We start from the raw sequence: 20,194 nt of genomic DNA, 5'->3' as shown, positions 1-20,194 counted from the left end.
TCGCCGATTGTAAAATTAAATTGAACACTTGATAAAAAATAAAAAGTCCATTCGGACCTGTTTGATAGAATGTAGTTACCACACAACATTTAGAAACGAGGTCAAAATGGACTCTTTACATTCTACCATGAATCAGCACATTAAAGGCAAGCATTTATCATTCGAGGAAAGAGTTATTATTCAATTGCGTTTGAAAGATGGCTATTCTTTGCGTGCCATTGCCCGTGAATTAAACTGTTCCCCTTCTACTATCAGTTATGAGGTTAAGCGCGGTACTGTAGAACTGTATCATGGCAAAGTCAAAAGATATAAGGCTACTCAAGGGCATGATGCATATCAAGCTCATCGTAAAAATTGTGGACGTAAATCAGACTTTCTCAGGAAAACTCAATTCATGCGCTATGTCCACAAACATTTCTTTAAAGACGGCTGGTCGCTTGATGTGTGCAGTAATCGCGCCACCGCTGTTGGCGCATTTAGCAGCAGAGATGTTGTCTGTACTAAGACTCTTTACAATTATGTCGACCAAGGTCTATTAGATATACATAATTACGACTTGCCAGAGAAGCTTAAACGCAATACCAAGCTTCATCGTATTCGCAGAAATAAGAAAAAACTTGGCAGAAGCATTGAAGAACGTCCTAAAGAGATCAATAAACGTAATGAGTTTGGCCATTGGGAATGCGATTTAGTTCTCGGACATAAGAGCAAAGATGATGAGGTGCTGCTAACCTTATCTGAACGTATGAGTCGTGAGTTCTTAATTCTTCGTATTCCTGACAAGACTTCTGTCAGTGTCATGCAGGCCTTTAAAAAACTCCAAAGGCAATACAGCGAACATTGGAATGATATTTTTAAAACCATTACCACTGATAATGGCTCAGAGTTTGCAGATCTTTCAAGTTTAGAAGACGTATCAAATACTTTAGTTTACTATGCTCATCCTTATACATCTTGTGACAAAGGAACAGTTGAAAGACATAATGGACTCATTCGCAGATTTATTCCTAAGGGAGAGGCAATAGACAATTATTCACTACAAGACATCATAGACATTGAAACCTGGTGCAACTCTTTACCAAGAAAGATATTGGCATATCATACACCAGATGAAATCTTTGAAAGAGAATTAGATCTAATCTATCAAGCAGCTTGATTAAAAGTGTTCAATTTATTATTGCAATTTACGGAAATAAAATTGTGGTTTAACTGGAAAATTCTCAGCACTAGAGATTAAATATCCCACATAATCATAGTTATTTTCTTTTATGGAAAGATACAGTAGGTTGTCCATAATTGCTAATAAAACTTCTTGAATTTCAGTATCATTACTATTCATGAACTTATTAAGAGCATTTCTAGTAATCATTACATTAGTTTCAAGATCATAAAATTCCATGAAATTACAAAAGAGATTTAGTTTCTCTTTATTGATATTTGGAATATTAAATACTTTATCTTTTAAAGCATTTCTGACTTTCCAATTCGGCTCCTCATCTTTTGTTTTTAATCCTTCCAGCCATCCATCAATGCTTAAAAGATGTTCTTCTTTATTATGTATAGCAGCATTTTCAATTTCCTGCCGTATTTTTTTGATTTTCTTTCTGTCCGAGTGATAATACGCATCTAATACTTCATTATTTATCTTCTTAATATACTCATGTTGGAAATCTTCTTTTAAACTTAGCCTTTTTAAAAATGACCACATGGGAATATCATTATGTTCTAAAACGGCAATAAGATCTTCTGCAGTAATTCTGTGTTCATTTTTCTCTACCTTAGAATAATAGGAAGTACTTACAATACCATCCGCAAATTGTTTTTGAGTTAAGCCTTTTTTCTGACGATATTCCTTCAATAATTCTCCAATTGTCATATCTTCCCCTCCAAATGTTCAAATACGAAATTTTTAAAAATAATTTTAATTCCTTGCTAAGATTAAATCAACATTAAAACAAAGGAGTTAAACATTATGAACGTATTTTTGAAAAATAAAGATTACAGAAGATTTTCAATCGCTAGTTTCCTTTCAGGTACTGGTGACGTACTTTTCTACTTAGCATTTATGACTTACGCAAGTAAATTACATAATTACTCACTTGCATTGTCTCTAATCGCAATCTCAGAATCAATTCCTAGACTTTTTGAAATTTTCGCTGGCTACTTAGCAGATAAAACTCGCAATAAGTTTAAAAATATCTTTTTAATGGCAGTAGTTAGATTTGTTCTTTACGCAATCGTTGGAATTTTATTTGTAGCCAAAGTTTCAGATTGGAACCTAGTAATTGCAGTTGTAGTAATTAATTTCTTCTCAGATACTTTTGGTTCCTACTCAGGCGGTTTAGTAGCGCCATTAGTTGCTGATATCGTGGGTAAAAAAGATTTTGGTGAAGCAGAAGGATTTACAAGTGGTGTATCAGAAATCATTAACATGGTGGCTCAATTTGTAGGTTCTGGTTTGCTTTTATTCATGTCTTACTCCAATTTAGCATTTGTTAATGCATTTACATTTTTAGCAGCAGGACTTTTGTACGCAAGTGTTGGCTTAAAGCATAAAAAAGACGGTCAATCACTTGAACCACAAGAAGTAAACGAGCAAAAGTTCTTCGCAACTATGAAGTCATCATTTACTCAAGCTAAAAAAGCTCCAGGCTTGTTAACCATCATGGTTATCGTAGCATTACTCAACGGGGTATTAGGAGCAATGAGTGCTTTAATTCCAATTGTAATGGCAGGACACAAGTCAACAATGTTAATTGGAAACTACAGCTTTACTATGGCTGTAATGGGTGTATTAGTTAGTTGTGGTGCTGCTTTAGGTAGTATGTTCGGTCAGCAATTATTCAGAAATGTTTCTGCATTTACAATGACAATTATTGCTGGTGCGCTTAGTTTTTTAACTACATTATCTACACTTTCAGCCCACATTTATGCAGTTTTACCATTCTTTTTCTTGTTAGCTGCAACAGCCAGCATCGCTTCTATTAAGTTAACTCAATGGTTGGTTAACACAGTTGAACATAAAATCTTAGCCTCAACTGTTGGTTTATTAAATACTTTTGCAATGGCATCATCACCTGTAATGACTACTATTTTTACTACTGTTTCTGGTATGAGTGATGTGCGCTACGCATTAATTCTTTTACTAGTTGTAGAAGCAACGGTTTTGTTTGTAACTATTAAGATGAGTGTAAAAGTTAAGAAAGCAGAGGCGGAAGATAAGTCAGCCGCTGTAGTCAGTGAATAATATCAAAATTAAAGTTTAACTTCTAACAACAAATTGATTAATTTGAAAATTTTACAATACAAAAAGAGAATCCATCATTATAGGATTCTCTTTTTTCATACGATTTAATAAAATTTGAATTAGTAATTCTCCATCATTAAGTCGGGCGCATCATATCCTTCTTCTTCCGCAAACATCTTGTATGCTTCTCCAATCATTCTATTGGGAATACCATATGCTTTTACGAAAGATAATGGGTCATAAAAATTATCTTCTTGGGCGCATGAATACTTGTAGAGAAGATGCAAAGAATATATATCTGCATCTTTTTCTTCTTCAATCTGCGTTCCATAAGCAATACAACAAAGCTGCTTCGTATTAGGTCCACCGAGCATAACATGTCCTATCTCATGACCTATTGTAAATGGAACTTCATCTTGATTATGCCAGTTCATATTTATAGCAATTTCACGTTTCCATTTCCAAGCAAGAGAAGGATACCGTGGGTTAGTCTTATAGAAAACATAGCCAATATCATTATCAAAAGCATAATTAAACAGATAAGTAATTAATCTATTCTTTCTCTCACTGTTGTCCACGATCATTTTTACGGGCACGCCTTTCTCTAATGTCCTTTTCCATCAGTTCTCGAACCATATTCAAATATTCTTCGGGAACATGATAACCATGATATGAATAAGGAACTTCATGATCCAAAGCAACTGTTTCTTTCTGGTGCGGATTAGGGTCATCGGTTCTTCCGCTTAAATAATCTGTAGAAGTATGTAAGACCTTAGCAACGGCACTTAAAGCTAATGAACCAGGCTTCCTGTCTTTCCAATTATAAATAGTTCTTTTTCCTAGTCCAGCTTTATCGTTAACTTCTAGCAAGGTTAATTTATTTTTTTTAGCTAATTCCTTAGTACGTTCAAACTCAATCATATCAAGGGTTTCTCCACTTTTTCACTAAGCAAATAATATGCTTTTACGCATTTTACTCTTGACTAAGTTCGTAGATAAGCATATTATCGTCAACAAGTTGTGATTCAACTAATCACCATAAATCTTATTTAGCAGTGAGGATTATGGCATTAGCAATATTTTTATACACTAATTGTAGTATATAAGCATACTATTTTCAATAGTTAATATGCTTATACATAGACATATTTCAATAACTTGCTGGCAACTCACAGAGGTGATGTCCAATGGACATTTAGCCCACCCTCTAAATAGAGAGGTAGGTGAAAGTAATGGATATCCATGATTATGTTGAACTGACAACCCTCGCGTTGTGGTTCATCAGCATTATAGGTATCGGCATTCTAAGTCGTGTTCACTTTAAAAACAAACGGCTGGAACAGTTTCGTATTACTGCCGATGATCTGATGAAAAATTACGTTGGTTTGTACAACAAAGAAAGCTTAGCCAGCGATCAAAAAATCAATCGGATTGTCAACGCAGTAGTAGACGGACTAGAAGCTAAAGGTTTTAAAGTGGAAGACCAAGATGTAAAAGATATTTTTGCGAAGGTCGCAAAAATTATTAATGAAAATTCTTCCAAATAGGAAGATAGAAATTTTTTCGGAGGTTTAATCATGAGAGAAACAACAAATGTTAGAATTTTAGACAGATTTGATATGAATACAGGCTACAGAGCCGTAGTTCAAAAAGGTAATGTGGGTTCTAAGTATGTTTATGGTCTTCAATTAAGAAATAGCCAATTAGAAACACATGTCTTACGCGGTTATCGTGGTAATGTAACTACACCTGTTCTTACTTTAGTAGGTTCAGCAGCTGGTCATACTCAAACTTGGGAATATTCAGGTAGATCAGGTCAATGGTTTGTTGGTACTAAAAACAAAAATAAATGGGCATCTCAAATTGCTCGTGTAGATATTAGATATAAGTCATACGCTTCATCAAATACCGAATTTCCACGTTTAGCATATTTGAATCGTGCAGGTAATCCTGAAGATCAATGCTCTGGTGATGAAATGAAACGTGCTGAAGTAGCAGTTTCACCAGATTATAGTATGCTTTTAATTGCTACTATTGAAAATAATGGTACCGGTCACTTTTCAATTTATGATTTGAACGTTATTAATAATGCATTAGATGCAGCTGGAAATAATGGCTTTGTAAATATGGGTGACTACCAATGTGAAACCAGTTTTACAGTATATGGTTTATACGGCTCTGTTTTGAACTCTGTTCAAGGCTATGATTTAGATAATTCTGGTAACATTTATATTACTAGTCAAGCATCACCAAGTCTTAGTGATGGTGCATGGACTACTCATCACAAAGAAATTCTAAAAATTCCATTCTATGCACGTAATGATCAATCTCAATGGGAAAATGTAAACTTAAGTGCATTCCGTGGATTAGATATTTCAGGTGAACATACTGAAGTTGAAAGTATTCAAATTATTGATGAAAATCATGGCTATTTGACTGTCGCATATCATGCTAATGTCGGTGGTAAAAATAAGACCGTTTCAAACAAAATTTATGAAATATCATGGGATTAATTGATTAATTAAACATTTCATATATCAAAAACTAACTAGAAATTTCTAGTTAGTTTTTTTGTACGTTAATTACTTTATATGGCTTCAAAAAAGTAAGATAATGTATAAGAGAATATTAATATTTCTTATTAAGGAGTATGTTTTTTATGAAGAAAAATAAAATTATCTTAGCTTCAGTTGCAGCTTTAATGGCTGTAAGTCCAATGCTTCCACTTAGCTCACAGGCTCACACAGTTCAAGCTGCAGATAGTTCTGTCAGAAAGACAGTTATGCATAATTCAATTGCTTATGATAAAGATGGCAATTCAACAGGTCAAAAATATATTACCTATGGCTCAATTTATGTTGACCCAACCCCTGTAACTATTAAAGGAAATCAATATTACAAAATTTCAGGCAAAGATCAATACGTTAGAGTAACTAACATTGATGGTGTAAGACGTAGAGTAACCCACAATGCTTATATTTACCGTACTTCCACTCAAAGAACACCTTACGGTATGACTGCAAGCAGTAAGAAATGGAAGTTATACAAGGGCGAAATAGTAACTACTTATGGTGGCTACTACACTTTTAAGAATGGCAAGCACTACTTCAAGGTGGGCGGTCCAAGAAAGCAATATGTAAGAACTGCTAACTTAGGTCCAGTCATCGGAACTAATACTTCAACCAACAATTCTAGTTCATCATCTAACAGTTCTAATGCATCAAACACTACAACCAATAAACCAACTAATTCTACTACTAACACTAATGCAGAAGAAGCTACCGTTACTGTAAAGAATGTTTATGGTGTAAACATTTATGACAATCAAGGTAAAGCTATTCAAAAGAACCTTAAGGCTGGTACTAAATTTACTGTAGATAGATTAGAAGTTACTCCATTTGCTGACAGTTTCCCAACAGCTATAGGTCGAGAAGGCCTGTACAGAATTAAGGGAACAGATACTTGGCTTTTGGCAGTTGATGTAACTGCAGATAAACAATTGGTAAAGCATGATTATAACAATGAACACTATGGTTATATTCAATTTATCAAGGATACCGATGTTTACAATGCTGATGGTACTATGCAAAACCACAATGGTGCAAAGATCGTAAAGCAAATGGGACATCTTAAAGTGGACAAATTAGTCTACATTTGGGTTCCAAGTGAAAACAAAGCAGAATTGTTCTACCACTTAGTTGGTACTAAATTCTATGCTACAGGTAATATTGATCGAATTAATGTTGGCAGTGATGCCTACGTTAAGGCAAGCGATGTTAAATTTATCAATCAAGGTTTGACATTAACACCATAAAACACAGATGCTGAAGCAGAAGCTGCCGCAAAGAAATAAGTCTATATAATTTAGACATAAAAAAGCCGTAAAAACTAAATGTTTTACGGCTTTTTTATGTCTAAACTCTTGAACACAAAATAAAAAGTGCCAGATCATGAACCTCAATTCTGATCTAACACAACACTAAGTTAGCATATTTCTATGATGCTCTAAAGTTTTCCTATTTATTAACCATAATCTCGACAGAATTATTCTTAAGTAACCAACTAGCTACCTGACGATAAATATTAAAATTTTTTTCAAACGCATTTACATATTTTAAACAATGAAATGGCTTTTGATAGTTTATGTCAATATTTAGGATCTGGCAAATTTCTTTTGTAGATACGCCTTTAAGTATTGGTAATGACGTAAAACTATCAAGATCATTATTAATTACCTTTTTTTCATACAAAGTAGATAAAAAAGTATTCATATATAAAACCGCAGAAGATTGAATATGCGCAACTAAAAGTGATTTAAATACCTTATTTTCTTTATTTAAAAACAAAAATGTAGTTAAATAATTAAATACTAAATCTTCATGTTTATAAGAATTCACCGTTTTTTTATAAATAATTGTATGAAATAATTCATGAATAAATCTATTCAGTTTATATGAACTATTTAAGTCTTCAGTTAAATATATTAAAGGATAGCCATTATTAAACAGTGTCAAATTAGCTTTTTTATCAAATCTACCAGATTTATCACAAACTCTTTGACTACTTAAGAGTTCTTCTACATAGTTCTTATATTTATCCCCAAATACATCTTCTATAAAAGCTGACAAATGTGATTTTATCGGTTTAATAGATTGTTCAATAGACTGTTCAGACTTATCTTTAATCAATTTAGTTGAATTAAAAACCTTTTTAGCAAACTTAAATTTAGAAAAATCATCACTTTGAGTTAAAAATCTCTTCTCATGAATATTTAAATTAAAAGTATTTTTTACCTTATTTTGCAAAAAATTATGTTCATTAATAGGTAAAAGCCAATCATTATCAGTTGAAATTGAACATCTACTTGTAACACAATTTAACGACTTTTTTGTTGACGAAAATGTTTTATATAAGTTATATTCCCAATTATTTCCAATAAAATAATCGTTCATAAAGAAGTCCGCGTACGCATAATTAGTCTGTCTAATAGCAAAAATATCGTCAAATAACATCTTACCAACTGAAATAGACATAAATAACGCATTAAAAATAGATCCAGAGTTATCAGTAATTTCTTTTGCAGGATCAATAGTTGAAAATAAATCATCAACCTCCAGCAAAAAATTCTTATAGTTTTCTTGAGTTACAATATAACTCATTTGTTTTTGAACAAGATAGCCGTTAAGGATTAGTTTTGTTTTTGAATAATCTTCAAAAATATGATGCAAAATTTGCAAATTAACTGCTTTATCGTCCATAGTATCAATAATGTAATTAAAAGCATTAAGGTCTACTAATTGCCGTAGTTCACTATAAGTATGAATATATTTTTTTAACACTTTAATCTGTGTCGTGGAGTCTGATAACTTTTCTTTCAGAACATCAACCTTATATCTTCCAATATCTGTTTCCTGATAATTCTGAGCACATAAGTTTTTAGCTTCAACCTTATCTTTATCTATTAATGTAAACTGTTTAATACCTAATCTCTTTAATACTTCTAATTGGAAACTTCCACCTGTTCCAGTACCTAAAACTAAAACATTAATTCCATCTAATTTTGACTTATAATCTTTTAAATCTGTATTAGGAATAGTTGAGACAAAATGTTTTAATCTGTCATATTTAGGACTTATATCAAAATTAGTATATAGATAATTTTTATTTATTAAAAAGTCTATTACCTTTTGAATAAGCCCTCTAGATACATTGGGAAGACTTTTATATAAATCATCTACAGTTATAGGTTTTTCTAAATGTTTTAATATCAAAAATACTGCTTTCGGGTCTTTAACATAAATACGTTTTTGTAAATCTGCATTATAACTATAAACTGTAATTCCATCATTATGTAATTTCCAATATAATTCTTTCTTTAAGGCAATTTGTTTCATAACTTATTTCCAACCTCGTTCTTTTAAAACTTCCAATAAACTAGTAACTTGATTAATTTCATTTTGAACAGCTTTTCGGTCTTTCTTAGACTCTTTTATAAAAAAACCTAAAAATTTATTTTTATTTTTTCTTTCCAACTTTTTCTTTACCAACGATGTTAATTCTTTGTCCTTAATAATTCTCATAAAAATCCATCTCCTGTAATATTTGAAATAAGAATACCAAGAAATTTCACTATATTATGAAAAAGTCATATACGAATTAAGCAAATTATTAAAGAACTCTGCTTTTTATATTTCTTAATACATACAAAAAGCAGAGTCCATAGACTCTGCTTTTACAAATAAATAATCAATTAAATTTTATGCCATTCATATGGTAACATTGTATATCCTCCTTCATTATTAGATATTGCCACAAAGTACAAAAACGTGTTCTTCTTCAACCACATTGTCCTTAGTTTCGTACATAAAATTTCCTCTCTTTCTTTTCTCTTCTATACTTTCTTCAACCATAATTAGATATTTCCACAAAGTACAAAAACGTGTTCTTCTTCAACTACATTATCTTTAGTTTCGTACATAAAATTCCCTCTCTTCCTTTTCTCTTTTATACTTTCTTCAACCATAATTAGATGTTTCCGCAAAGTACAAAAACATGTTCTTCTTCAACTACATTGTCTTTAGTTTCGTACATTTTTATCTCCTTTCAATCCTACTTACCTAACATCTGTTTTTTACCATGAACCAACATATGGTGGCGGTCCAATATGAATTTGTCTCATGCTTTATTCCTTTCTAAATCAATTACTACTATTTTTATTTAAATAAGATTAATTGCGTGGTGGCCCTTTTTTCTTCAACTCATTACTATTTACCTGGCCTATAATATAAAATAAATTCAATATACTTTTTTTAGGAATTTCACAATATCTATTTGATATTCATAGATTTTCATAATTTAAATTTGGATCCCTACACTTTTTTTTCATAACTTTCCCTCTTTTCAACTTATTTTGTTCTAAATACAATAACGTTTCCGTCCCACATATTTATTCCTCCAATGTTTTCTTTAAACTTTATGTTTCTTAGTATAAGGGGCAAGATTAAAGTAAAATAAAATATTCGTATTTGAATTTTAATTTCAAATACGAATATTAAGGCTATATTTTTAATACGTTTACGACTTTAATTGTATTTTGCTAAGAGTTGTTCAAGAACTTTACTGTATTTCGACATTCCTATGTTAGCTAAAAAGTCCTTAGTATTTTGACATTTATTATAGCTGGCATTATTTTTAGTTAAACTATAATCAACAATATTTTCAAAGAAATAAAAAGCAGATTTATAAAATACTAATTCAGGGCGTGTTTTTATTTTGTTGCCATTTTCAATAAAGTAACCAGTATCGTTCTCTTTACCATCTTTAAGTGAAAAAGCTAGGATATTCACTATAATTGCAAGTATAGCTGTCTGTATCTTAATGCTGTTACTACTAATGTTTTGTTCAATAATTTTTTTACTAATTATCTTATTACTATTAAAATCATAAAACTTCATAAAATTACAAAAAAGAGATATTTTATTGTAATTAAAATTAGGAATATCAAATATTTTATCTTTTATTTTTTTTCTTAATTCAATATCTGGCTTTGTAGTATTTTTTTTCATTAATTCTAGCCATGCCTTGACTAATAAAAGTTCCTCTTGCTTATCTTTTTCAGAAAGATTACTTTCTTTAATTAAAGGCTTTAGGTTTTCTACTTTTTTCTTATCATTATCGTAAAAAGCATCTGACATTATCTTGTTAAAAGATTCAATCTGCTGATGCTTTATTTCATCACTTTGATTTAATCTACTAAAAAACTCCCAAACAGGAATATTATTATAATGCAAAATATCTACTAAACTATCAGCTGCAATTTTATGAACATTTTTTTCTACTTTAGAATAAAATGATTGACTGATAATAGTTCCACTATCAATAAATTCTTTTTGTTTTTTTCCCTGACTAATTCGATATTCTTTAAGCAATTCACCAATTGTCATAAAAAATAGCCTCCAAAATTCGAATACGACTATTATATTAATTCCATTATAAATCTTATATCATGATTTTTAATATCTAAAGAAGGGGTTAAAAATTATGAATGTATTTATTAAAAACAAAGATTACAGAAGATTTTCAGTTGCTAGTTTTCTTTCTAGTGCTGGAGATGTACTATTTTACTTAGCGTTCATGACCTATGCTAGTAAATTACAAAACTATTCATTAGCTATTTCATTAATTGCAATTTCTGAATCCATTCCTAAATTACTGGGAGTATTTGGAGGGTATTTTGCTGATAAAACCCAAAAGAAATTCAAAAATATTTTTATATGTGCTGTCATTAGATTTCTACTATATTCTTTAGTCGGATTACTTTTTATTACTAGCATATCCCAATGGAATCTAGTATTAGCTATTGTTATTATTAACTTCGTTTCTGATACAATAGGTTCATATTCACTGGGATTAATCTCTCCACTAGTCGTTGATATTGTAGGTGAAAGTAAGTTTGCAGAAGCGGAAGGTTTCACTGGTGGAATTAGTCAAATTATCAGTATGTGCGCTCAATTCATAGGAGCCGGTCTGTTATTATTAATGTCATATTCATCATTAGCATTTTTAAATGCCGGAACATTTTTACTAGCGGGGCTTCTATATGCTACTGTTGGATTAAAGCACAAAAAAGATATCAATACGAATGAACGTACAGAAATAAATGAACAAGGTTTTTGGACCACTATGAAATCTTCATTTGCCCAGGTAAAAAAGCAAAATGGTTTATTAACTACCGTTCTAGTAATTGCACTTTTAAATGGGGCTTTAGATGCCGTTGTTCCATTAATTAACATTGTTTTAGTCGCACATAAATCAACAATGTTGATTGGTACTTACAGCTTTACAATTGCTTTATTTAACGTAGTTATGGGTACTGGATTTGCAATTGGTTCAATGTTTGGGCCTCAACTATTCAAAAAAGTATCAGTATTTTCTACAATTATTGCTGCCAATGTTGCAAGTATTATTACCGTAAGTTCAGTTTTATTCAACAATACGTATGCAGTATTAACGGCTGAATTTCTTACAGCTTTTATTGCTGGCGTCGGTTCAATCAAACTACAGCAATGGTTAGTAACTTCGGTTGAACATAAAATTTTGGCTTCCACCATGGGTTTACTTAATGTAATTCTTATGGCAATTGCTCCAATTATGACTACTATTATGACTACTATCTCTGGAGTTATTAATGTTAATGTATCATTAATTCTTTTAATTACAGTAGAAATTATCACATTAATCACTGCCTTAACTATTAACGTAAAATCTAAAAATAATTTACCCGTAACTGAAAAGGCTAGTTAATTCCATTAAACGTAGTTTATTGATGTCAATGCTAATTTAAATGCTAAGAACATTGCTCTATCAACATTTCCCCAAGATAACCCTCCCCAACTTTTACAAAAAAGAAAAAGTTAGAGGCAATAATTGAAGGTTTGTTAATCAAGGTTAGATAAAGATTTTAAAGAAAGTGATTTTTGTGAGGGCTACATTAGTGTATGTGACTTTAGCGGTCGATAGAAGAGGTATCAAATAATAAAAAGAGAGAATATAAAAACAAATGCATTGCCAATATGGATTACGCCATATAAGTAAAAAGTAGTTAATAGAACTCAAGGAAAGGTGATGATATTTATGAACATTGTTTTTGGAGACAGACTTTGGCAAGAGGTTTGTAATAAATTATAAATTTTAATTCTATTTAAAAAGGAGAAATTTGCCTATGAAAACACAGCCGCTGAAACAGAAGCTGCTGCAAAGAATTAAGTCTACACAATCTAATTTTAAGACCCGTAAAACATCTAGTTTTTACGGGTCTTATTCATGTCTAAATTAATAAATTTTTTCCTTAATGCCTAATTTGATTAACAAAATATTTATATCTTCTTGTTTTCGAATTTTAGTTTACCCTATAGACTATCATACAGTTTGTGATTGAATACGCGGTGCCTCCTTCCGGACACGGATTGTAGGGATATCTCCTAATTGAAAAACTGAGGACCTTACAAGAAAAATTACTAAATTACAGGTCATTATTTTCTTCACCTAGAAAACATTCTTTGCCACCAATGCTTTCTAGATGGCTCATTTGATGTACCACTATCTTCTTTCTGTTGGGAATCTATTTGCTCATTGCTCGTCTCAGCATCACCTTTAAGCATCTTAATCTGCTCTGGCGATTTATCTGCTAAGTTTAAGCTTTGCGCTTGTTTTGTGACCATGGTCAATTGTTTAATCTGTTCATTGGCCACGTCCTGCTGATCCCTCAAATTAGAAACCGTATCTTTCAAATTTGAAATATCATCATCTTTAGCTGCAATCAATCGCTCATATGATTCTTTTTGTTCATCCAATTTGGAATCATATTCCTTCTTTTGTTCAGCTAATTTGTCCACTGATTCCTTCTGAGCAGTACGTAATTGGGTACGTAATTCTTCTATTAACTGATCTTTTTTAGATTCTCCAAATCCCTTGTGTTCCAATGCTTTGAAGTATGTAATCACCGTTTCTTTTGTTTTCTCACTATAGTAACGGGTATTACCTTTCTTGGTTACATTCTTTGCACCGATCTTCTTCAAGTAATTACTTACCCGGTGGTAGTCATCAAACCCCAGTAGATCAGCGATCTCACCACTCGAATAAACATTCTTTCCTTCATATTTCATATACGTAATCTCCTATGTAATCAGTAAGTAATATTACGTAGTTTTACATTCTATTAAATTCGAAAATTTCGACCGGCCTTCCCGGCTTGCCACTACGCCCAACAAATAAATAAAAAATAAATAGATTTTATAAAAATAAAATCCCCCCGCCTACGGCGTGGTAAAGGTAAAGGCGCAAAGCGCCTCCTCAATAGTTAGCCTAAGCGCGGCTAAAAAACTACTGAGAAGACGCATGGCTTCCGTATAGTCGAAAGTTAATTGCTCAAAAATCAAGCATTGCTTCAGATCTCAGCAATTAACTTTCGCCGACAGTTTAAACTCACCCCGCCCTTGTTCCTTTTAGGTCTCAGTTTAACGTCGTGTTGGACGAGAGTTTTTAGGTTTGTGTTCGATAACTCAAGTAAACTCGAACTTTGCGACCATAAGGATTGTCGTTAGCATTTCCGAGGCTTCCTACAACTCAATCAACCCGTAGGTTTTCATGGAAGTTATGCCACGTCTTCGTTATTTGCGAAATAAACAGGTTTAGCTTACCTATAATATTTAACTCCCAGACACGCGCGTCCCGTGCAACTGAGGGGCTTTAACTAGTGATTAACAAGGATAGCCACTCCTTTTATTAGCATTAAAGATAATCAATCTACTAAAAAAGCTGTAGTCAATTCATTGACTACAGCCGTTAATCATCGTTTTTAATCTTATATCTAATACGTCTATCAATAGTATCGTAGAAAACATCGTTTAATTAATTGAAAAATATTATCTACCTTGCTAGAATATATCTATAAGAAAGTTAAAAATCACTTGTTGATTAGGCTTTGTAATCAATGAGCTTGACCCGCTGTCGGTACGCCAATACTGATAATGGGCTTTTTTATTGCTTTCATATATTTAATTGTTATCTTAATTATAATGCATATGATTTTCAAATAAAAGATAATATTTCACGCAAATATTTCTTTTTATCAAAAACGCGAATGCTACAAACTGTTTTTTTATAAAAGTTCCTATTTCATCAAATTCTAGTAATTTATAAAAGAATGTATTTAAATTATTAAGCAAAATACATACAATCCTTCTTTTTACATAACAAATTAATGAATAAAAGTGGTAATTATAACGAAAAATACGTCATATCTTATGCTAAAATGAGCATTTTTTCCAAATATAAACAAACCCCCCATGATTAATCAAATTATTTTATCCTCGTAATTAGAAACTTAAAGTTTCTAAACTAAAATACAAGGAGGAATAATCATGGAAGATTATTCGAAAATTGAGATCCTAGAAGCAGCTATTACGGCTACTAAGGACAAAACTATCACTTTGAAAGATATTGAAACTCAAATTAAAAAGTTAGGTTTCAAATCTGGCGTTGAAAGTTTTTCATCTTCAACGAAGCAAGCAGTTGTGAGTCAATTGAAATTGGAAAAGGCTAAGAAGCAATCTGATAAGTTATTGATCGTTACTTTAGAAAATGAGTTAAAGACTGCACACGAGCAGCTTGAAGATCAGTCCCAAATCATTTCTGTATTAAAAAACATTAAATCAGAAATTGATCAATTAAAAAAAGAAATTATTGCTTTGAAAGACGAAAAAGCTACACAGCCTGCTTCATCCAATACTTCTGAAGATGCTGAAGATGTAGATGTGGATGCTATTTTTGATAATCAACCATTATCATATCCATTAAATGACAAAGCTCAAGACGAGAGTCAGGATTTCGATTACAATAATGAGGATTCTAACCAATAGTTCGTAGCTTAACTTAATTAATAAAAAACCTATTAAATCACGGTTATAATACCAAGATTTAATAGGTTTTTTTGTGCCAAAATTTAAGGCTAAATTAAAATGTATTCTTTTTATTTTTAACGTCCTTCCCCTAAATAACTTTGTAAGACGTCTAATCTGTTATGTCCCATATATTTAGATAATTGATAAAAAGCACCATACTGTGCACTATAAGCTCCAATTTGATAACTATCGTGTAAATTGATAGATTTATAGCCTTTAGTATATTTGGTATGACCATTAGCTTTTAAACCATTTCGAAAATAAATAATTTTCTTCTTCGTACCACTAAAATTATGCTGATTAAGTTGCTTAATCATATGCTGCGCATAGTTAGCACGATGAATGTGAGTTGGCACATTATGATCAAACGATCGATAAAAAGGTTGATTAATTTTTAGATTATGACGAAAGTCAGATTTACTTTTTGGTCTTTCAGATATTGGACGTATTTTTTTAGCATAAATTTGTTTCATTTCGTTTTGCAAATCCTGTCGACATTCAGTCCATCTAATTTTACCGCCCTTACCCTGAACAATCGCAAATAATCTGCCATCTTTTGTTTGATAAATTGATCGATCACCTAAGCCATCCCTACCATTTTGTGAAGATCCACCAGTTAATTCACGCCTTCTTAAACCAAATGCTCGGATAGTATCGATTTGATTTTTATATTGAGCGTAGGTATGCGGATGAGTGCTAATCCATTCGCGACTACTCATCGATTTCTGACGCTGTTTTGCAAGTAATGTTGATCGTTTGGGCATGTCAGGAAGCTTACTTTTTTGGATTCGCTGACCATTTTTCCAATATCCTGAACCAATCATTAGATGATTGATCATTAGTGCATCAGATCCAATGGTAGAAGCAGAGTAACCTTGGTAGCCATTAACATTTTGATCACGTTCATAAAGCAAATACTTTTGAGCAAAGCTAGGTGTAATTTGTTCCATTTTTTTAATATTATTTTGTCGACAAAATTCTGCAAATTTTTGTGCACGTGCCCAATGCTTTTTATAAGAGTTGTCTGAAAAAATATGATGATAATCAGCCATTTTTCCGTTGTGTGCCTTTTTGATTTGCTGTCGAGTAGTTTTAATTCCATTTTTCCTTTGTTTAATTAGTTCAGAACGGAAAATATGACGTAAATTTTTAGGCATTTTATATTCCTTCTTTATAACAAATTTAAGAGTTAAAACACCGAGCCAAGTAGGAAACTTACGATTCCAAATCAGCAATTTAATGTCTTGCCATCGACAAGCGGCTCGTAATAAGCAACATTAATTTCTACTTACTTGCCAATATGGGATTTATTTCGAAAATAATGCAGCTAAATCTATGAAAAAAGTAGATTTAGCAGTGACAGCCGATTGGAGCGAGCGTTGATCTCAACGCCTGCGACTGTCTCTTTCTGCTCCACAATGCTTTTTAGCAATGGAATTTTTTATCAAAAATTCCAAAGCCAAAAGCAAAGTTCCGCTAAAAAGAGACAGTCGCTTTTTTATCACTTCAATCTATCTTGCACAACTTGTAACAGTGAATTTGAAATCTGTTCCAAGCTAATTTTTTTCTACGAAAAATTAGCAAGTCACAATTTCAAATTGCGTTGCTCTTTCTAAACAAAAATGCCATCTAGAAGCAAGTTTTCTACATGACATTTCTAACACCTTTTAAATAATAAAATTATTCTTTGACCCCATGGTCTACCTCTGATTAATATCAACATTTTAAAACATTCCCTTCTAATTAGTTACCAAATTTTACTGGACCAATATTACATTTTGGGCCTCTCCTTTTAGTTCAACATAGCTTCATTGGAAACCACATTTGAACCCATTTTTGAGTACAAAAAAAGCCCACTTTTATACAAAAAAGTGCGACCTTAATAATACTCATAAAATTAATGCCCTAACCGCTACACATGCTTGGTATTCAAACCAGTTAACAGGGTTAGGCTGTTAACGCACCGGAGCTTTTTCTTTAAATATAATTACAACCTAGCTAGTTCCGTCAGATACATCATCAGTTGTAATTTCACATAGCTCAACTGTGAGCCTCAATTAAACAAAATACTTCGACAAATGTGTCAAAGTCCATCACTTAAAGAAGTGATCAAAATAAAATAAAATAATATCTTTACACAGATAATTTTACCATCATTATGCTGTATTCTGAAATAAAACTTGAGCATACAAAAAGACGATCGTAAAACGACCGTCCACAACTCTGCGAACTAATTGGCTGATTAGTTCTTAACACACGCTATAGTGTATTTACTTTTGTACTATCCACATTATAACATGATAAAATTAAAAAGCACGTTATTTGAAAAGGGCGGCTCCCTTTTACTCTGCGTGTAGAAGGAGGTATAGCTCCGTGAAGTGGTATTTACTTTTTGTACTAGTATTTATACCAATAGATCGTCGCAACAAGTTCTTCAAGCACTTTAAGAAAGCAATCAAAAAGGCCCTTAAAGCTCTCCTTGATGAATTACTTCGTTGATCTGTGATCTATTTCTCCAATACCAAAAAGGTCGTCCTTAAGGGCGGCTTTTTTTGTTGATATTTTGTATTCTTAATTCTCTAAATCGTCGATATATTGTTGCTTTAGATATTCCTAACTTCTTACTGATTTCTGAATAGCTCATATGATTTTGGGTATGTAATTTCCAAGCAAAATCTATTTGTTCTTTGGTGTATTTGCGCGGCATTCCATCATGAAAATTAGGATTATTTGCTTTAGCCCAAGCTTTCCCTTCTTGAGTTCTACTTACGATTAAATCTCGCTCAAATTCTGCAAATGCAGAGAACACAGTGCAGATTAAACGACCACTTGGTGAATTATCAATAGTTCCAATATTTAAAACGCGTAGAATGACGCCCTCATCATTCATTTGTTTTACAATGCTAAGCGCGTCTTGAGTATTCCTTGCTAATCGATCTAATTTAGTGACAATCAAGGTGTCGCCATTTTGAAGTTTATCCATTAGCTTATCAAATTCAGGACGATTAGCAGTGGTACCAGTGTATTTATCTTTAAAAATCTTACTAGCACCTGCACGTTTTAAATCGTCTATTTGAGTTGCGTAATCCTGTTGAGCAGTAGACACTCTGGCGTAACCATATATCATTTGCAGCATTTTCCTTCATTCTATGATACTAAGTCTTGAATACAGCTTATATCTTGATTTTAAAGGCTTTTAGTTTTGTAATCAAGACTTTCAACTCTTGATTACAGAATTGCAATAAAAAAAGCTTTATTGAAATAAAGCTTTTAATCTTATTTTTTATAAATTAATTCTCCACCAAGGGTCATATACATTAGTTCTCATCTGTAACATCTCCTTTCAACGTAACAAGTTATTAGCTTTAAAATTCTAAATGAATATGAATGTGAAAATTAGGTTGTGCTTTCATAAACAAATTTTTCCTTTCTATATAACTCTTCACGCTATTTTTTCAGTATTAAAGTTCAATATCGACATCGATTACAATATGACGATTAGGTTGTACTCGCATAGTTATGCTCCTTTCTAAAAAATCCTTTTAAAGCTTAATGCAATAAATTTTTTCAATTTATTACAAACCTCTTCTTTGCCAAGGTCTGTCTCCAAAAACAATGCCCATAAATAATCTCCCCTTTCTTTAACTGTATTAATTTAAATTTTTACTTATATGGTGTAATCCATATTGGTAATGCTGTTTTTTGCATTTTTTATTTCCTTTCTATGTGATTATTATTTATTACCATGTCTATCAGCAGCTAAAGTTACATATACTAATGCAGTCATTATAAAAACTCACTTCCTTTAAAAATTGAATTTAAATAGTCAAAAGATTTTTTAATTTACTTAAACTTGATTAGCAAACCCTCTACAATACTTTCAAGTTTCTTTTTTTCTGAAGATCTTTCGATCTTAGTCCCTTTTTCTTCCTTCTTTTCGTTTTCAGTCATAAATTACATTTGATGAATAATAGGTCTAAAGATACAATTGATATCCATCATTAATCGCCCCCTTACTAGTGAAAAAAATTTTATTCATTGTCAAATATCAACTTAACTATTAAATCATTCACATTTTTCATTTTATTTCCTCGCTTAATTAATTTATGCTTTAAGTATATTGGGATTAGATTAAAAAAAACAAAAAAATCGTATTTGAACATTTTATGGGTTAAATGTTCAAATACGTTTTTTTACATATGCTTATTTAAAAATTCCTCTAACTCAATTCCATACGCTTTCATTCCAGTTAGTTTCAAACCATTAACAATACCTCGGCAAGTATCTAAATCTTCCTGTTTGCCATTAAAATGATAATTAGTTAAATGTTTATAGAAGAAAAGTAAACTTTGATAGAAATAAAATTGTCGCCGATTGTAAAATTAAATTGAACACTTGATAAAAAATAAAAAGTCCATTCGGACCTGTTTGATAGAATGTAGTTACCACACAACATTTAGAAACGAGGTCAAAATGGACTCTTTAC

The 20,194-nt window shown here is 31.6% G+C and carries 16 protein-coding genes; 7 read left to right on the top strand and 9 right to left on the bottom strand.

Annotation, left to right across the window (positions count from 1 at the left end):
• The first annotated feature begins 106 nt into the window (after positions 1 to 106).
• The gene (locus B5E95_RS08680; RefSeq protein WP_087176735.1) at positions 107 to 1,156 is read left to right on the top strand and encodes an IS30 family transposase; all 1,050 of its coding nucleotides are present in this window, start codon (positions 107 to 109) and stop codon (positions 1,154 to 1,156) included.
• An 18-nt stretch (positions 1,157 to 1,174) separates the two neighbouring features.
• Here B5E95_RS08680 and B5E95_RS08675 read toward each other — a convergent pair whose 3' ends face one another.
• On the bottom strand, positions 1,175 to 1,876 hold the full coding sequence (locus B5E95_RS08675) for a helix-turn-helix domain-containing protein (protein WP_087236279.1): 702 nt from the start codon (positions 1,874 to 1,876) through the stop codon (positions 1,175 to 1,177).
• Between the two features lie 96 nt (positions 1,877 to 1,972).
• Here B5E95_RS08675 and B5E95_RS08670 point away from each other — a divergent pair, with 96 nt between their 5' ends.
• Positions 1,973 to 3,247: an MFS transporter gene (locus B5E95_RS08670; RefSeq protein WP_087236277.1), complete on the top strand. Its 1,275-nt coding sequence runs from the start codon at positions 1,973 to 1,975 to the stop codon at positions 3,245 to 3,247.
• A gap of 119 nt (positions 3,248 to 3,366) precedes the next feature.
• On the opposite strand, the gene B5E95_RS08665 is transcribed toward B5E95_RS08670, so the two are convergent.
• Together B5E95_RS08665 and B5E95_RS08660 are read right to left on the bottom strand one after the other, a co-directional pair.
• Positions 3,367 to 3,831, bottom strand: a complete 465-nt coding sequence (locus B5E95_RS08665) for an ImmA/IrrE family metallo-endopeptidase (RefSeq protein WP_056985405.1) — start codon at positions 3,829 to 3,831, stop codon at positions 3,367 to 3,369.
• Positions 3,812 to 4,168 carry a helix-turn-helix domain-containing protein gene (locus B5E95_RS08660; protein WP_087236276.1) on the bottom strand — a complete coding sequence of 119 codons (357 nt, stop codon included), beginning with the start codon at positions 4,166 to 4,168 and terminating at the stop codon, positions 3,812 to 3,814. The genes B5E95_RS08665 and B5E95_RS08660 overlap by 20 nt, the downstream gene beginning before the upstream one ends.
• 311 nt (positions 4,169 to 4,479) lie before the next feature.
• Here B5E95_RS08660 and B5E95_RS08655 point away from each other — a divergent pair, with 311 nt between their 5' ends.
• The 3 genes from B5E95_RS08655 to B5E95_RS08645 all read left to right on the top strand — a co-directional run bounded on the left by B5E95_RS08655 (position 4,480) and on the right by B5E95_RS08645 (position 7,061).
• Positions 4,480 to 4,794: a hypothetical protein gene (locus B5E95_RS08655; RefSeq protein ID WP_056985407.1), complete on the top strand. Its 315-nt coding sequence runs from the start codon at positions 4,480 to 4,482 to the stop codon at positions 4,792 to 4,794.
• A gap of 30 nt (positions 4,795 to 4,824) precedes the next feature.
• A complete protein-coding gene (locus B5E95_RS08650; RefSeq protein WP_087236273.1) occupies positions 4,825 to 5,760 on the top strand; it encodes a helveticin J family class III bacteriocin in 936 nt (311 codons plus the stop codon).
• A gap of 146 nt (positions 5,761 to 5,906) precedes the next feature.
• Positions 5,907 to 7,061: an SLAP domain-containing protein gene (locus B5E95_RS08645; RefSeq protein WP_087236272.1), complete on the top strand. Its 1,155-nt coding sequence runs from the start codon at positions 5,907 to 5,909 to the stop codon at positions 7,059 to 7,061.
• Positions 7,062 to 7,263: 202 nt separating this feature from the next.
• On the opposite strand, the gene B5E95_RS08640 is transcribed toward B5E95_RS08645, so the two are convergent.
• From B5E95_RS08640 to B5E95_RS08630, 3 genes are all read right to left on the bottom strand, one after another.
• A complete protein-coding gene (locus tag B5E95_RS08640; protein ID WP_087236270.1) occupies positions 7,264 to 9,141 on the bottom strand; it encodes a ThiF family adenylyltransferase in 1,878 nt (625 codons plus the stop codon).
• A gap of 3 nt (positions 9,142 to 9,144) precedes the next feature.
• Positions 9,145 to 9,327, bottom strand: a complete 183-nt coding sequence (locus B5E95_RS08635) for a hypothetical protein (protein WP_087236268.1) — start codon at positions 9,325 to 9,327, stop codon at positions 9,145 to 9,147.
• Between the two features lie 1,002 nt (positions 9,328 to 10,329).
• Positions 10,330 to 11,190 (bottom strand): helix-turn-helix domain-containing protein, encoded by an 861-nt coding sequence (locus B5E95_RS08630; protein ID WP_087236267.1) that lies wholly within the window; start codon positions 11,188 to 11,190, stop codon positions 10,330 to 10,332.
• A 97-nt stretch (positions 11,191 to 11,287) separates the two neighbouring features.
• Between B5E95_RS08630 and B5E95_RS08625 the strand changes: the two genes are divergently transcribed.
• Positions 11,288 to 12,550 (top strand): MFS transporter, encoded by a 1,263-nt coding sequence (locus B5E95_RS08625; protein WP_087236265.1) that lies wholly within the window; start codon positions 11,288 to 11,290, stop codon positions 12,548 to 12,550.
• Between the two features lie 737 nt (positions 12,551 to 13,287).
• Here the strand turns inward: B5E95_RS08625 and B5E95_RS08620 are convergent.
• Positions 13,288 to 13,911 (bottom strand): hypothetical protein, encoded by a 624-nt coding sequence (locus B5E95_RS08620; protein ID WP_087236263.1) that lies wholly within the window; start codon positions 13,909 to 13,911, stop codon positions 13,288 to 13,290.
• 1,257 nt (positions 13,912 to 15,168) lie between these two features.
• Here B5E95_RS08620 and B5E95_RS08615 point away from each other — a divergent pair.
• On the top strand, positions 15,169 to 15,666 hold the full coding sequence (locus B5E95_RS08615; protein ID WP_087236261.1) for a hypothetical protein: 498 nt from the start codon (positions 15,169 to 15,171) through the stop codon (positions 15,664 to 15,666).
• 116 nt (positions 15,667 to 15,782) lie between these two features.
• Here B5E95_RS08615 and B5E95_RS08610 read toward each other — a convergent pair whose 3' ends face one another.
• Complete coding sequence (locus B5E95_RS08610; protein ID WP_087236259.1) at positions 15,783 to 16,865, bottom strand: hypothetical protein; 1,083 nt, start codon at positions 16,863 to 16,865, stop codon at positions 15,783 to 15,785.
• Between the two features lie 1,379 nt (positions 16,866 to 18,244).
• On the bottom strand, positions 18,245 to 18,844 hold the full coding sequence (locus B5E95_RS08605; protein ID WP_087236257.1) for a recombinase family protein: 600 nt from the start codon (positions 18,842 to 18,844) through the stop codon (positions 18,245 to 18,247).
• Between the last annotated feature and the right edge of the window lie 1,350 nt (positions 18,845 to 20,194).

This window comes from Lactobacillus gallinarum (assembly GCF_002160635.1).
In the GTDB taxonomy this organism is placed as follows: Bacteria; Bacillota; Bacilli; order Lactobacillales; family Lactobacillaceae; genus Lactobacillus; species Lactobacillus gallinarum.
This window is presented reverse-complemented; position numbering and strand designations above follow the sequence as displayed.

Coding starts and splice junctions, on each gene's coding strand:
- B5E95_RS08625 (WP_087236265.1), top strand. CDS start 11,288: ATGAATGTATTTATTAAAAACAAAGATTACAGAAGATTTTCAGTTGCT.
- B5E95_RS08620 (WP_087236263.1), bottom strand. CDS start 13,911: ATGAAATATGAAGGAAAGAATGTTTATTCGAGTGGTGAGATCGCTGAT.
- B5E95_RS08640 (WP_087236270.1), bottom strand. CDS start 9,141: ATGAAACAAATTGCCTTAAAGAAAGAATTATATTGGAAATTACATAAT.
- B5E95_RS08675 (WP_087236279.1), bottom strand. CDS start 1,876: ATGACAATTGGAGAATTATTGAAGGAATATCGTCAGAAAAAAGGCTTA.
- B5E95_RS08605 (WP_087236257.1), bottom strand. CDS start 18,844: ATGCTGCAAATGATATATGGTTACGCCAGAGTGTCTACTGCTCAACAG.
- B5E95_RS08610 (WP_087236259.1), bottom strand. CDS start 16,865: ATGCCTAAAAATTTACGTCATATTTTCCGTTCTGAACTAATTAAACAA.
- B5E95_RS08650 (WP_087236273.1), top strand. CDS start 4,825: ATGAGAGAAACAACAAATGTTAGAATTTTAGACAGATTTGATATGAAT.
- B5E95_RS08680 (WP_087176735.1), top strand. CDS start 107: ATGGACTCTTTACATTCTACCATGAATCAGCACATTAAAGGCAAGCAT.
- B5E95_RS08615 (WP_087236261.1), top strand. CDS start 15,169: ATGGAAGATTATTCGAAAATTGAGATCCTAGAAGCAGCTATTACGGCT.
- B5E95_RS08660 (WP_087236276.1), bottom strand. CDS start 4,168: ATGATTGAGTTTGAACGTACTAAGGAATTAGCTAAAAAAAATAAATTA.
- B5E95_RS08655 (WP_056985407.1), top strand. CDS start 4,480: ATGGATATCCATGATTATGTTGAACTGACAACCCTCGCGTTGTGGTTC.
- B5E95_RS08630 (WP_087236267.1), bottom strand. CDS start 11,190: ATGACAATTGGTGAATTGCTTAAAGAATATCGAATTAGTCAGGGAAAA.
- B5E95_RS08645 (WP_087236272.1), top strand. CDS start 5,907: ATGAAGAAAAATAAAATTATCTTAGCTTCAGTTGCAGCTTTAATGGCT.
- B5E95_RS08665 (WP_056985405.1), bottom strand. CDS start 3,831: ATGATCGTGGACAACAGTGAGAGAAAGAATAGATTAATTACTTATCTG.
- B5E95_RS08670 (WP_087236277.1), top strand. CDS start 1,973: ATGAACGTATTTTTGAAAAATAAAGATTACAGAAGATTTTCAATCGCT.
- B5E95_RS08635 (WP_087236268.1), bottom strand. CDS start 9,327: ATGAGAATTATTAAGGACAAAGAATTAACATCGTTGGTAAAGAAAAAG.